General features: G+C 70.4%; 9 protein-coding genes. 6 read left to right on the forward strand and 3 right to left on the reverse strand.

What is annotated here, in order from left to right; all coding sequences use genetic code 11:
• Positions 1-21: 21 nt before the first annotated feature.
• The 4 genes from R3E98_17645 (at position 22) to R3E98_17660 (ending at position 4797) form a co-directional block, all read left to right on the forward strand.
• On the forward strand, positions 22-363 hold the full coding sequence (locus R3E98_17645) for a PadR family transcriptional regulator (protein ID MEZ4425226.1): 342 nt from the start codon (positions 22-24) through the stop codon (positions 361-363).
• Positions 360-3017, forward strand: a complete 2658-nt coding sequence (locus R3E98_17650) for an ABC transporter permease (protein ID MEZ4425227.1) — start codon at positions 360-362, stop codon at positions 3015-3017. The genes R3E98_17645 and R3E98_17650 overlap by 4 nt, the downstream gene beginning before the upstream one ends.
• Before the next feature lie 113 nt (positions 3018-3130).
• Complete coding sequence (locus tag R3E98_17655) at positions 3131-4198, forward strand: DUF1028 domain-containing protein (GenBank protein MEZ4425228.1); 1068 nt, start codon at positions 3131-3133, stop codon at positions 4196-4198.
• A gap of 98 nt (positions 4199-4296) precedes the next feature.
• Positions 4297-4797 (forward strand): hypothetical protein, encoded by a 501-nt coding sequence (locus R3E98_17660; protein MEZ4425229.1) that lies wholly within the window; start codon positions 4297-4299, stop codon positions 4795-4797.
• Here R3E98_17660 and R3E98_17665 read toward each other — a convergent pair.
• Entirely contained in the window at positions 4784-5824 is a 1041-nt protein-coding gene (locus R3E98_17665; GenBank protein ID MEZ4425230.1) for a zinc-binding dehydrogenase, read from the reverse strand. The two genes, R3E98_17660 and R3E98_17665, sit on opposite strands and share 14 nt — an antisense overlap.
• Before the next feature lie 137 nt (positions 5825-5961).
• Here R3E98_17665 and R3E98_17670 point away from each other — a divergent pair, with 137 nt between their 5' ends.
• Positions 5962-8652 carry an AAA family ATPase gene (locus R3E98_17670; protein ID MEZ4425231.1) on the forward strand — a complete coding sequence of 897 codons (2691 nt, stop codon included), beginning with the start codon at positions 5962-5964 and terminating at the stop codon, positions 8650-8652.
• Between the two features lie 43 nt (positions 8653-8695).
• On the opposite strand, the gene R3E98_17675 is transcribed toward R3E98_17670, so the two are convergent.
• Both R3E98_17675 and R3E98_17680 read right to left on the reverse strand, forming a co-directional pair.
• Positions 8696-9700, reverse strand: coding sequence for a HupE/UreJ family protein (locus R3E98_17675; GenBank protein MEZ4425232.1), 1005 nt, complete (start codon positions 9698-9700; stop codon positions 8696-8698).
• Entirely contained in the window at positions 9697-10527 is an 831-nt protein-coding gene (locus R3E98_17680; GenBank protein MEZ4425233.1) for a peptidylprolyl isomerase, read from the reverse strand. Before R3E98_17680 ends, R3E98_17675 begins: the two co-directional genes overlap by 4 nt.
• A gap of 412 nt (positions 10528-10939) precedes the next feature.
• Between R3E98_17680 and R3E98_17685 the strand changes: the two genes are divergently transcribed.
• Positions 10940-14131, forward strand: a complete 3192-nt coding sequence (locus tag R3E98_17685; GenBank protein MEZ4425234.1) for a SusC/RagA family TonB-linked outer membrane protein — start codon at positions 10940-10942, stop codon at positions 14129-14131.
• Positions 14132-14140: the final 9 nt, after the last annotated feature.

The following is a 14140-nucleotide window of genomic DNA, read 5'->3' on the forward strand; positions in this document are numbered from 1 at the left end:
GCACAATTCCGGAGGGTGCCGGTGGACGAAGGGATGAGCCGCTTCGAGTACCATGTGCTGCTGGCCCTGGCGGAAGGGCCGCTCCACGGGTACGCGGTGACCAGCGCGGTCGAGACCGAATCGGACGGGGCCGTGCGACCGCGCGCCGGCTCGCTGTACCGGGTCCTGGCGCGCTTGATGGGGTGGGGGTGGGTGGAGGAAGCCGAGCCCGTGCATCCGGACGAGCCCCACCCCGGCCGCACCCGCCGTTACTACGCGTTGACCGCCCACGGCCGGGCGGCGCTGGCGGCCGAGTCGCGCCGGCTGCGGCGGGCTGCCGCCCTGGCCGAGCGCCGCCTGCGAGCGGCCGAGGGGAGCTCGTGACGGCGCTCCTCCACGGCCTCTTGCGGCTGTTGCCGTCCGCCTTCCGCCGGCGCTTCGAGGACGAGCTGCGCGAGCAGATCCGTCTCGAGCTCGAGGCCGCCCGACGGCGCGGCCGCCTTGCGGTGCTCTCCGTGGGGCTGGTGACCGCGCTCGATCTGCTGCGCACCGCGCTCGCCGAGCGTTGGCGCCCCTCCTTTCCCCGAACCGGCGGACCCGCGGGCCCCCGGGAGACGACCATGCAGTGGACCGGATGGACCCGTGACCTCAAGCAGGCCGTGCGTGGGCTGACGCGCGCCCGCGGCTTCACGACCGTGGCGGTCGTCACGTTGGCGGTCGCCATCGGCGCGAACGTCGGGATCTTCAGCGTGATCGACGCGGTGCTCCTGCGTCCGCTCCCGTTCCCCGAGCCGGACGAGCTCGTCTACGTGGCGGCCAGCGCCCCCGGCTCCGATCTCCCCGACGAGTTCGGCGTGGCCGCCGAGTTCTACGTGCAGTACGCCGAGGAAGCACGCACGCTCGAGAGCGTGGCGCTCTACAGCTCGTTCACCGCCACGCTGCAGGTCGACGATCGCGCCGAGCGCGTGCGCATGTCGGCGCCCACCACATCGCTCTTCACCACGCTGCGCGTGCCTCCGTTGCTCGGCCGGCTCCCCACGCCCGAGGAAGAGGACCGCGTCGTCCTGATCAGCCACGCGCTGTGGACCTCGTGGTTCGGCGCGGATCCAGGCGTGCTGGGCCGCCGCATCACGGCCGCGGGCGCCGACCGTACCATCATCGGCGTCATGGGTCCCGAGTTCTGGTTCCCGCACGAGGAGACGCTGCTGTGGTTTCCCACCACGATCGAGCCGACCGGCATCACACCGGGCCGGTTCGGTGCTCCCATGGTGGCGCGCCTCGCGCCGGGCGTGACCGAAGCGGCGGTGCTCGACGAGCTGGGTCGGCTCGCGCAGCGTCTGCCCGATCGTTTCGGTGGGTCGTCGGCGTACACCGACATCATCGCGCGCCACCAGCCGGTGCTGCGGCCCCTCAAGGCGGAACTGGTCGGCGACGCGTCGCGTCCGCTGTGGATCCTGCTCGGTGCCGTGGCGATCGTGCTGCTGATCGCCTGCGCCAACGTCGCCAACCTCTTCCTCGTGCGGGCGGAGCACCACGCGCACGATCGGCGTGTGCGTCGTGCGCTGGGGGCGAGCCGCGCCCGTCTGGCCCGGGCGCAGCTCCTCGAAGCGGTCGTGGTGGCCGGCTTCGCGGGAGTGGGCGCGGCCGTGCTCGCCTGGATCGGGATCCCGCTGCTCGTACGTGTCGCGCCGACGCAGATCCTCCGGTTGCAGGAAGCCGCGCTCTCGCCCGCCACGCTCGCGTTCACGCTGGTCGCGTGCGTCGTGTGTGGGCTGCTCTGCGGCGTGGCTCCGGCGGTGCGTGCGGCGCAGGGTGGGACCGACGGTCTGCGCGACGGCGGCCGCACCGTGACCCGGCGCCGGGGCTGGGGCCGGAACGGCCTCGTCGTGGGGCAGACGGCGCTGGCACTCGTGCTGCTGATCGGCTCGGCACTGCTGGTCCGCAGCTTCCAGGCCCTCAGGAACGTGGATGCCGGCTACGACACCGAGGACCTGTTCACCTTCCAGATCGCACCGGAAGGCGAGTACCTGAACGACGGTCCGAGCTACGCGCGCTTCCACACGGACTTCATGGACCGCATCCGTGCGCTGCCGGGCGTGGAGACCGTGGGCATCGTGGAGAACCTGCCGCTCAACGAGAGCGTGCGGCAGGTGCGCATCCTCACCGACCGCGACGCGACGGACGCGGGGGGCACCCTGGCCGGCGTGACGTGGGCCGGCGGCGACTACTTCCAGGCCATGGGGGTGGAGGTGGTGCGCGGACGGCCCTTCACGGAGGCCGACCACACCACGGAGCTCGGGAACGCGGTGATCAGCCGCACGGCGGCCGACCTGCTGTGGCCCGGGGAGGATCCGATCGGACGACAGGTCCGCACGGAGCAGACACCGCCCATGACGGTGGTGGGCGTCGTCGAGGACGTCATGCAGGACAGCTTCCGCGACGAGCCGCAGCCGCTGGTCTATCTCCCGCTGGTGGGACCCGAGCCCGACGCCTGGGTCCTCGGATCACCGGCCTACGTGGTGAAGACCGCGCGGGCGGCCGACATCGCGCCGGAGATCCGTGCGCTCGTGCGCGAGGTCGCGCCCGGTGCGCCCATGTATCGGGTCTTCACGATGGAGGAGCTCGCGCGCGATTCGCTGCTGCCCCTCTCCTTCACCATGATGACCCTGGGCGTGGTGGCCTCGCTGGCGCTGCTGTTGGGCGCGCTCGGCCTCTTCGGTGTGCTGTCCTTCGTCGTGGCGCAGCGCAGCAAGGAGATCGGCGTGCGCATGGCGCTCGGCGCGGAAGCCGGTCGGGTGCGCCGCATGGTCGTGGCGCAGGGCACGCGTGTGGTGGCCCTCGGCGTGTTGATGGGGGTGCTGGCGGCCGTGGGCACCACCCGCTTCCTGGGCAGCCTCCTGTTCGGCGTGGAGGCGGCGGATCTGGCCACCTTCGTGGGCATGTCGGCCACCATGCTGGCCGTCGGCGTGCTGGCGAGCTGGGTACCCGCGCGCCGCGCGTCCAGCATCGATCCCATCGAGACGCTACGCGGCGACTAGCGCGTCCCTCCCGCGGATCGGCCCACCCGGCCTCCGCTCCGCGCGGCCCCGTGCCTCTCCCCGAGGCCGGGGCCGCGCCCTATGCTCTCCCGGTCCTCGACCGGAGAGCCGCCATGCTGCCGCGCATCCCTCGTCCCACGCTCGCCCTCCTGCTCGTGCCGCTCGCCACTCCGGCGGGAGCCCAGGAGCCGGCCGCGTGGGGAGCGAGCCTCGAATTCCACACCTTCTCGATCGTGGCCATCGATCCGGCCACGGGAGAGTCCGGCGTGGCGGTCACCACGCGCCGGCCGTGCGTGGGCAATGCCGTGCCGTGGGTGCGCGCGGGCGTGGGTGCGGTGGCCACCCAGGGGGGGACGCGCATCGAGTACGGCACCGACGTGCTCGATCTGCTGGAGCAGGGCGTTCCCGCCCGGGAGGCCCTCGACCGGGTGGTGGCCGCGGACGCCGATCGCGAGCGGCGCCAGGTGGGCGTGATCGATCTGCAGGGGCGCACCGCCCAGTGGACGGGCTCCGGGCAGTACGGCGCCGAGGCGCAGGGAGACTGGGTGGCGGAGCGCACCGGCCCCACGTGGGCCGTGCAGGGCAATTCGCTCGTGGGTCCCGAGGTCGTGGACGCGGTGGCGGAGGCCTTCGCCGCCAGCGAGGGGTCGGGCCGCCATCTCGGCGACCGTTTGATCTCTGCGCTCGCGGCGGGTCACGCGCTGGGCGGCGACGGCCGCCATGGCGAGACCCAGTCGGCCGCCGTGCTGGTGGCCGATCCGCGGCCGGGGATGTCGCGGCGACCCGACCGGGTCACGGTGGACATCAACGTCTGCGAGCACCCCGAGCCCGTGGGCGAGATGCGGCGCATCTACGACGCTGTCTCGGAGACACTCGGGTACCGTACGCTGCAGCAGTTCGCGGGACGCGACGTGCTCCAGCTCCAGGTCCTGCTGCACGCGCTGGGCTACTACCGGCCGGGCACGGAGGCGGTGGATCCCTCGTCCACAGGGGCCGGGGTCTTCGATCCGGAGACCATGGACGCGGTCACCCGATTCCGTGCGGAGCAGGGGTGGCAGACCACGGTGCCAGGGCTGGTCGACGCGCGTACCGTCCGTCGCCTCTGGGAGCGCCTCGAGGAGACCGGCCGTGCGGCCGAGGTGCGGGCCCGGGTGCGGGATCTGGCGCGCGTGGCGCGCTGACGCGCTGGCCCGCCTGCCGTTGCCGGACGATCGAAGGATCGTCACCCAACGGATACGATCGCTTCCCATCGTGGAGATCGCATCCGCTGGAGGTCCCCATGAAGCATCCCGTCGCCGCGCTGTTGTTCCCGCTCGTCGTCGCCGCCTGTGCCAGCACCGCGGACGCCGGTCCCTGGCGTTCCACGTCCGCGCAGCTCACCTGGACCGGCGACCACAGCCCCGTGCGTGAGCACGTCTGGCGCTTCGCCTGGGAGACGGGCGAGACCCCGCGCGCGGTGGTGGAGCTGGACGAGCTGCTGCGTGATCCCGAGCGGGACGACCCGGTCCTGGCGCGGGTGCCGTTGCCCGGGCTGGCCCTGGAGCCGACGGGTGAGATCGTGTGGAGCGGGCAGGGGATGCGGGTCATCTGCGCCCGGGTGGCGGCCGACTTCTGGTCGGGCTACCGGCCCGAGGTCCGGCCCACGGACGCATGCCGGCTGCGCCGGGATCCCGAGGTGGTCTGGGAGGACACGCCCACGGGCCGGGAGCGTCGCGTGGAGGAGCGGGTCACCCTGGAGATCCGCGGCGCCCCGTCGGTGCGGCCCGTCACGACCCGCTGAGGTCCTCCGGCTCCATCCGGACCACGAGCTTGCCCACGCTCGCGCGCGATTCCAGGAAGCGGTGCGCCTCCGGCAACTCGGCAAAGGAGTAGGTCGCTCCCACGACCGGCCGCAGCCCGTGCGCGCGCGTGAAGTCCGTCAGTGACGTCCACAGCGCGAGGAGCCGCTGCGCGTCGGGCAGCAGATACCCGATGTGGGTGGCCAGCACGCCCGTGGACGCCAGGGCGGCGCGGGTGATGTCCATCCGCGGCGCGTCCCGCCAGGCCCGCCACCAGGACAGCGGGTTCCAGCGCGAGTAGTCCAGCCCGGCGTAGCCCGCCACCACGAGTCGGCCGAGCGGAGCCAGGTGGGCCAGGCAGGCGCGATACACCTCCCCGCCGACCACCTCCAGCACGACGTCGAAGCCGCGCTCGGCGGTCAGTGCGTCCAGCCGCGCCTCCCAGCCCGGGTCGCGATAGGCGACGGTGGCCTGCGCGCCGAGCGCCCGCACCCGCTCCAGCTTGGCCTCGCTGCCCGCCAGCCCCACCACCTCGCAGCCGAAGGCCCGGGCCATCTGCACGGCCGCGGTGCCCACGCCACCGGCGGCCGCGGTGACGGCCACGCGGTCGCTCGGACGCAGGCGCGCCATCTCCATCAGCGCGACCCATGCCGTGAAGAAGTTCACCGCGAAGGCCGCGTTCTCCTCCACCGAGTACTCCGCGAGCGCGGGCAGGGCGCGCCGGGCGTCGAGCACCACCCGCTCGGCATAGGCGCCATGCTGCATCCCGCACAGGACGCGCTGGCCCAGGCGCTCCTCCGGCACGTCCGGCCCGACCGCCGTGATGCGCCCGGTGGCCTCCATCCCCGGCACGTACGGCCTCGGCGGCGCCCACCCGTACAGACCCTTCCGGGAGAGCACCTCGGCGTAGTTGATCCCGATGGCCTCCACCGTCACCCCCACCTGGCCGGGTCCGGGCTCCGGGGTCGGGACGTCCGTCAGGCGGAGGACCTCGGGGGGTCCCGTGCGGGAGAGCTGCCAGGCGCGCATGGCTCCAAGGTGGCCGCAGGGCGCTCCGCCCGCGACCCGACGGGTCGGCGACCTGCTCCGCCGGTCCGTCCGCGGACGCTCCCCGCGCGCGCTGCGACTGGCGGCGGCGGCGCGCCGGCCGTCCTTTGGAGGCGCACGTGCACCGTCCACCCCCCGCGCCGGCCGCCATGAGCACCCCCGATCTCCTGCTGATCTCCGACTTCGCCCGGGCCTGGGGGAAGCGGGAGTCACAGCGCGCACGGGCGCTGGTCGAGCACGACGAGCTCACGCAGGGGCTCGACCGGATCGAAGCCGCGCTCTCCGCGTCCCCGGCACGCTCCAGCCTGCTCGTGGGACCGCCCGGGGTGGGCAAGACCGCGTGGGCGCTCGCGCTGGGGCGACGCCTGCGCAAGCAGGGGTGGACCGTCTTCGAGACCTCCGCGTCCGACATCATGTCGGGACGCTCCTACATCGGTCAGGTGGAGGAGCGCGTCCAGCAGTTGCTGGCGTCCATGCGCGCCTCCCCCAGGTTGCTGTGGATCTGTCCCGCATTCCACGAGCTCACCTGGGCGGGCCGTCACAACCAGAGCCCGGTGGGGTTGCTCGAGTTGCTGGTGCCGCACCTCGAGACCGGCGCCATCCGCATGGTGGGGGAGACCTCGCCGGCGGCCTGGGAGCTCATGGTGCAGCTCGTCCCCAAGGTCCGCAGCGTGCTGGAGACGGTCCGGATCAAGCCGCTCGAGCCCGAGCGCGTGCGTGCCCTGGCCGAGGCGCGCTTCGCGGGCAAGCGTCGGGGAAATCTCCGGCCCGAGGTCATCGCCGAGGCCGCGCGCCTGGCGGATCAGTTCCTCATCGCGCGGGAGAACCCCGGCCGACTGCTGGAGCTGCTGGATTCCACCAAGCAGCGCGTGCTCACCGCCCGGCCGCACGCGACCGAGGTCGCCCTCGACGACATCCTGGTCACGCTGTCGAGCCATACCGGGATGCCGATCGAGCTGCTGGACGACCGCAGGCAGATGAGCCTGGCGGACGTGCGCGGCTGGTTCGACGAGCGCATCCTGGGCCAGGGCGAGGCGGTGCAGGCGGTGGTGGAGCGCATCGCGCTCGTGAAGGCCGGACTCACCGACCCGACGCGACCGCTCGCGGTCTTCCTGTTCGTCGGCCCCACGGGGACGGGCAAGACCGAGATCGCCAAGGCGCTGGCCACGTATCTGTTCCGCTCGTCGTCCCGCCTCCTGCGGCTGGACATGAGCGAGTTCCAGGATCCGGCCTCCCTCGATCGCATCCTGGGCGAGCGGGGCTCGGTCGCCGATCCCGGCGCGCTGGTCACGCGCATCCGCGAGCATCCCTTCTCCATCGTGCTGCTGGACGAGTTCGAGAAGGCGCACCCCTCCGTCTGGGACCTCTTCCTGCAGGTCTTCGACGATGGCCGGCTCACCGCACGGGACGGCACCACGGCCGATTTCCGCAACGCCATCGTCATCATGACGTCCAACCTGGGCGCGGCCGATGCCCATACCGCGGGCCTCGGGTTCGGGACCGCCGGCCACGTCCGCTTCGAACCGTCCACCATCCGCCGCACGCTGGACGGCACCTTCCGTCCCGAGTTCCTCAACCGGATCGATCGGGTCGTCCTTTTCCGGCCGCTCAGCCGGCCGGTCATGCGCACCCTGCTGGACCTCGAGCTCAAGGCGGTCTACGAGCGCCGCGGTCTGCGTCGCCGGGGCTGGGCCATCGAGTGGGACGAGGCGGCGCTCGAGCACCTCATCGATCATGGATTCAGTCCCACGCTGGGCGCCCGACCGCTCAAGCGAGCGGTGGAGCAACGGTTCCTGGCCCCACTGGCGGAAGTGATCGTCGAGCATCGTGCGCCCGAAGGGGAGCAATTCCTGTTCGTGCGCCTGGAGGACGGCCGCCTCGCGGTGCAGTTCGTCGATCCCGATGCGCCCGACGACGCGCGTGCCTCCGTGGCGCCGGGAACGCCCCCGGAGCGCGAGCCGTCGCTGGAAGGCGTGGCCCTCGACGGCCAGGGCAGCGCAGCCGAGCTCGACCTCCTGACCACCCGCTACCACGCGCTGCGCGAACAGGTCACCGCACCGGGGTGGGGCACCGCCAAACAGGCTCGACTGGCGCGCATGGCCGAGGCGGGATTCTGGCAGCGTGAGGATCGCTTCCACACGCTCGGACTCGTCGAGTACATGGACCGGGTGGAGCGCGCGCTGTCCACCGCGGGATCGCTGCTCACGCGCCTGGGCACCACCTCCGCCGCGCCGCGGGCGCTGGTACGGCGCCTCGCGGAGCTGCTGTACCTGATCCGGGAGGCCGTCACCGAGCTCGAGGACCAGCGTCTCGGAGACGCCTACCTGCACGTGCGGGCCGCGCCCGATCCGCAGCGGGGGCCCGACTGTGAGCGCGCGGCCCGTCGGCTGGCGACGATGTACCGCGGGTGGGGCGAGCGACGGCGCATGAAGGTGCAGGTGCTCGCCGAAGGCCACGACGCGAACGGCCGTTGGGAGTGTCTGCTGGCCGTGTCCGGGTTCGGAGCACACCGGATCCTCGAGCCCGAGACCGGACAGCACGTCTTCGAGCTGGAGAGCACCGGGGACGGCTCCCCCAAGGTGCGGGTCGCGGTGCGGGTGGTGGCCCAGCCGCTGCGGCCCGTGGATGTGCCCCGCGATGCCGAGCGCATCGCGCGGACGCTCCTGGATCAGCGCCATCCGAACCAGTCCACGACGATCGTCCGGCGCTACCGGGAAGCTCCCGACCCGCTCGTCCGCGACGCCGTGCGCGGATGGCGGACCGGGCGCTTCCAGGCGGTGCTGGATGGGGACTTCGACCTGATGGCGTGAGGGACGGAGGCCCGCCCCCTCGGGCCAGGGCCGGAACGCGTGGTCAGGAGGGCAGGAACACCGCCGGCAGTCGCTCGAACAGCCACAAGCAGGCGACCGAGCCCAGCGCGTATCCGATATACCGCGGAGCGCGTTCGGCCAGGGGCGCGGCCGCGACCGCGAGCGCGCGCAGCGCGGCCACGGCCACCACGACGAACGCGATCTGCCCCGCCTCCACGCCGACGTTGAAGAACAGGAGGGCGAGCGGGATGTCGCCCGAGCGCAGGCCGATGGAGCCGAGCGCCCCGGCAAACCCCAGACCATGCAGCAGCCCGAAGACGAACGCCACGATCCACGGGCGCCGGTGGATGAGATGGGCGGAGTCACCCGTTCGGCCGAGCACGACGATCTCGCGGGCCAGCAGCATGATCGACAGCGCGATGGCCGCCTCGACCGGCGCCGGGTCGAGCGGAATGAACCCCGCAGCCGCTGCGCCGAGGGTAAGGCTGTGCGCCACGGTGAAGGCGGTGATGGTGACGAGCAGCGGCCGTGTGCCGCGCACGAGCACCAGCAGGCCCAGCACAAAGAAGAGATGGTCGAGCCCGAACAGGATGTGCTCGACCCCCATCACGAAGTAGCGGTGCGCGACCGAGCCCAGGGATCCACGATCGGCCCGAAGACCTTCGAGCGGAACCCGGACGGAACGACCGCTGCCGCGATAGAATCCCGACGCCTCCGTTCCGTCCTGCCAACGTGCCAACACCACGACGCCGGAGAGAGACCACGGCAGCTCGATCGTATCCGAGAAGGTCAGCGGGCGCTCGCAGGTGAACTCGAGGTGGCGGGCCGGGTCGGGTCCGCGCCCGTCCGGACGCCCGCGGCACACCGAGGGCAGCAGGCCCGGAAGCGCCGTCAACGGAGGCGCGCCGGTATCGACGACCGTCAGCTCGTAGCGACCCACACCGGTCTCGTCGAGGAACACCCGAGCGATCGAGGTCGTCTCGACGTCGTGTCGGGCGGGTACGGTCCCGAAGAGGAGGCCAAGGCCTACGAGTGCGAGCGCCGTCACCGTTCGTTCTCGTCCACGAACACGATCGTGTATCGCTCCCGGAGCTCGTCCACCTTCTCTCGTAGGACCGTCGACTCCCGCTCCGCGACCCAATCCACACGGACCTGGGCGGAGATCGAGTCCAGCGGAGGGGTCGACCCCGGGAGCACGGACGCGACCCAGAGCCAGTGCTGTCCGCGGACGCTGGTGTACGGTCCCACCCAGGACGTCGGAGATGCCGCCAGGACCCGGGTGGCCATCGAGTCCCCGAAGATCCGTTGCAGGTCGGTGGAGGACACGCTGTCCAGGGGGGACGCCTGCAGGGTGGAGGCACCAGGCAGGTCCGCGGGTGCCGACCCGCTCTGCAAGGCCGCCGCCAGGGCGGCGGACCCGGGGTGGGCTGCGGGCACGATCAGCTCGGTCAGCCACACGCGGGGCGCGGACGAATAGGCAGCCCGGTGCTGGGCGTAGAACGACTCCAGCTCCGCGCGCGACGGCCGCAGGACCCCCGCGCTGAGAACGTCGAGCATCTTCTGAGCGAGCAGATCGTGCACCTGCGGGTCGTCATCGAGTCCCAGGAGCCGTGCCTCACGGACGAGGATCTGCTCGTCGATGAAGTTGTCCTCCAGGCGCTGGAGCTCGTCGGGCGTCAGTGGCAGGCCGATGGCCGCCTCGATCTGGGCGGCACGGGCGAGGACCAGATCGTGCCGGATCTCCACACGATCCGCGCCCCGGATCCGCTGCGTGGCGGTGTGGGCGCCGAACATCAAGAGCGCGATGAGGACGAAGTGGACGGTAGGTTCACGCCATACAGCCCGCCCACGCTCGCCGCCTGGGAGCCTGGCCATGGATCCTCCCGCCGTACGAGGGTCTGCCTGACGTGTATTCCGGCCGGAGCGGCCTCCTGTCAACTGCGTCTATGCTGAGACTTTCCGACGTCGCAGGCCTCCGACGGACCACGCCCACCGACCCGATCAAACGGCCGTCCTCGGGGCCTTGACAAACGGCGCGAGGCGCGCCCACTCTGCCGAGTAGAAACGGCACAACAAGAGGCAATCCTCTGGCGCCCGCTCGGCGGTATCTCCGCTCAGCTGACGCTTGGTGCGCGCCGCGCGCACTCCGCCTCGCCGGCCTTCCGATTCGGGTATCGCACGCCCGTCAGGCGTGAGGACAGCGCGTCATCGTATGCCACCGGCTGCGTGATGCTCATAGATCGGCTTTCCATCCAGCGCGCCGAGTGCGTGCCAAAGGAGTCGAGTCATGTCCCGGATCGAAGTAGTACGTCTTCTCTGCTTTCTCGTGGGGGCGCTCGGATGCATGGCGTCCCCCGATCCCCTCCAGGCCCAGACCGGGGCAGTCACCGGTGTGGTCACCACGACGGAGGGTCGCCCGTTGCAGAGCGCCCAGGTGGTGATCGAAGGCCTGCAGATCGGAGGCCTGTCCAATGCCCAGGGCCGCTATCTGGTGCAGAACGTGCCCGTGGGTCAGCAGCGCATCACCATCGAGCGCATCGGGTTCCGGCCTGTGACGCAGACCGTCGAGGTTCGACCCGGCGAGACGGCGGTGGCGGACTTCCAGCTCGAGGAGCGCGCCATCTCCATGGAGGGGATCGTCGTGACGGGAGTCGCTGCCGAGACCCCGGAAACCCAGCTTCCCTTCACGGTCGAACGGGTGGACGTGGATGAGATCACGAAGATCCAGACCGTGAACGTGGCTGGCCTGCTCCAGGCCAAGGTGCCCGGAGCCAAGGTCGTCCAGGGCTCCGGCGCACCCGGCAGCGAGCCGTCCTTCCAGTTGCGCGGTCCCACCAGCATCACCGGAAGCCAGTCGCCCCTGGTCGTCATCGACGGGGTCATCACGAACGGGGGGATCGCCGACATCGACCCTGCGGACGTGGAGAGCATGGAGGTCGTGAAGGGCGCGGCCGCGGCCGCCCTCTACGGGTCGCGCGCCTCGGCCGGGGTGGTGCAGATCACCACACGCTCGGGTGCCAACCTCGCCGACGGGCAGACCCAGTTCACCTTCCGAAGCTCGTTCCAGTCGAACTCGATCGAGCACTATCCAGGCGTGCCGTTCCATCATCAGTGGATGATGAACGCCGATCAGACGCAGATCCTCGACCGCAACGGAAACCCCATCACCTTCCCGCGCGATGGGGCGCCAGCGTTGAACGACGGCGGCAACGGGCGGAACGCGTTCACCACGTTCATGCTGAACCCGTATCCCGCCGAGCTTCCCCTGCGCGATCCGATGAAGCAGTTCTTCAACCCGGGCAACCGCATCACGAACTACGTGGCCATCGGCGGCAACGAGGGCAACACGAACTACCGTCTCTCCTTCGACTACACGAACGAGGAGGGGGCCATCCAGCTTGCGCAGGGCCTCGAGCAGTTCAACGCGCGCCTCAACGTAGGCCAGCGCTTCGGGCAGTTCGACATCGCCGCGCAGGCATACTTCGCCAAGCGGGACCGGGGGCTGTTCGACGAGGGCGGGGGTGGAATCATCCGTGGACTGACCTTCACGACGGCCGCGGCGGACCTGACGCGGATCGACCCGGCAACGGGAGACGTGGCCCACATCGGTGAGCCGATCAATCAGGGCAACGTCACCCGCAATCCCCTGTACGACCTGCTGAACACCACCAACGAAGAGAGCAGGGTGCGTGGCCTCGGGGGCCTGGACGTCAACTGGTCTCCACTCACGTGGCTGTCCTTCCAAGCGAACGGAAGCTTCGATCGCATCGAGACGGACACGCACTTCTACCAGCGTCCAGGACTTCTGCGTCCGTTCAACACCCCCGCCACCGGCAGTATCTCCGACGCGAACGACGTTCGCCTCGAAATGAATGCCTCCGCGACGGCAGCGATGACGTTCCAGGTCGGTGAGGACCTGACCGTCCGGAGCCGGCTTCGCTACCTCCTCGAGTCTCTCGACGAGAGCGGCTTCAGTGTGAGCGGGAACAACCTCCCGGTGGCGAACGTCGAGCGTATCTCGCTCATCGGCGGTACCCCGACGCTCGACTCGTACAATCGGCAGGTCCGGTCGATGGGCTTCTTCGCCATCAGCTCGTTCGTGTACAAGGACCGGTACATCTTCGACGTGCTCGGCCGGCGAGACGGCAGCTCGCTCTTCGGCGCAGAGGAGCGCTGGCAGAACTACTATCGCTTCAGCGCCGCGTGGCGCCTGTCCGCCGAACCGTGGTTCAACGTGGACTGGCTCACGGAGCTGAAGCCGCGCTACTCGATCGGGACCGCAGGCGGGCGGCCCAGCTTCAACGCCCAGTACCAGACCTATGCCGTGACCGCCGGCGCGATCGCGCCGCGGACACTGGGGAACAGCCAGTTGAAGCCGGAGCTTGCCACCGAGCAGGAGTTCGGGCTGGATGCCGTCATCGCGGAGCGGTTCCGGATCCAGGCCAACTACGTGGATACGAAGGTGGAGGACGCGCTTCTGTTGGTGCCGTTGCCGTCTGTGGCCGGCTTCGAGAACCAATGGCGCAACGGTGCCACGATCGAGTCCAACTCCCGTGAGCTGGCCCTCGAGGCGTCGCTGATCGAACGGTCGGATCTGCTCTGGACGGCCCGCCTCAACCTGGATCGGACCCGTACGAAGATCACGAAGTTGAACGTTGCGCCGTATCGGATCTCCGACTACCGGGCCGGCCTCTACATCCGTGAGGGCGAGACGCTGGGGTCCTACTACGGGCACAAGTGGCCGACGTCGTGCGCAGAGCTCGCGGCGGGCACCGACTGCGGGCAATTCCAGGTGAACGACGATGGGTATCTCGTCTATGTCGGAACCGGCAACAGCTGGACGGAAGGAAAGAGCAAGAACCTCTGGGGGACGACCGGCGAGGTGAACGGGGTCAACTACAGCTGGGGTCTGCCGATCGGACCGCTCAATTCAGGATACAACCCTCCCGACCAGAAGCTCGGCGACAGCGAGCCGTCGCTGAACGCCAGCTTCCTGCAGAACCTGGAGTGGAAGAACTTCGGATTCACCGTGCTCTTCGATTCGGAGTTCGGGGCTCAGGTCTACAACCAGACGATGCAGTGGCGCTGTCGCGATGGTCACTGCCCGATGATGGATCAGACGGGCAAACCGGACGAGCGGCAGAAGCCCGTCACCTACTACAACGCGTTGGGCTTCTACTCCAACAACCGGAACAACAGCTACTTCACGGAGGATGCGGACTACATCAAGCTGCGAGAGCTGTCTGTGCGCTACAGCCTCCCCGAGAGCCAACTGCCCGCCGCCCTTCAGCGACTGGGCATCTCCCGGGCAACGGTCAACCTCACGGGCCGGAACCTCAAGACGTGGACCGACTACCGCGGCTTCGATCCCGAGGTCGGCAAGAACACGTTCGGGGGCTCCGCGGCCGTCGGCCGGATCGACGAGTACTTCTATCCGAACTTCCGGAGCGTCGGGCTCGATCTGGAACTGGTGTTCTAGGGAGGGGAG

The organism is Gemmatimonadota bacterium, assembly GCA_041390125.1.
Lineage (GTDB): Bacteria > Gemmatimonadota > Gemmatimonadetes > Longimicrobiales > Gaopeijiaceae > JAGQIF01.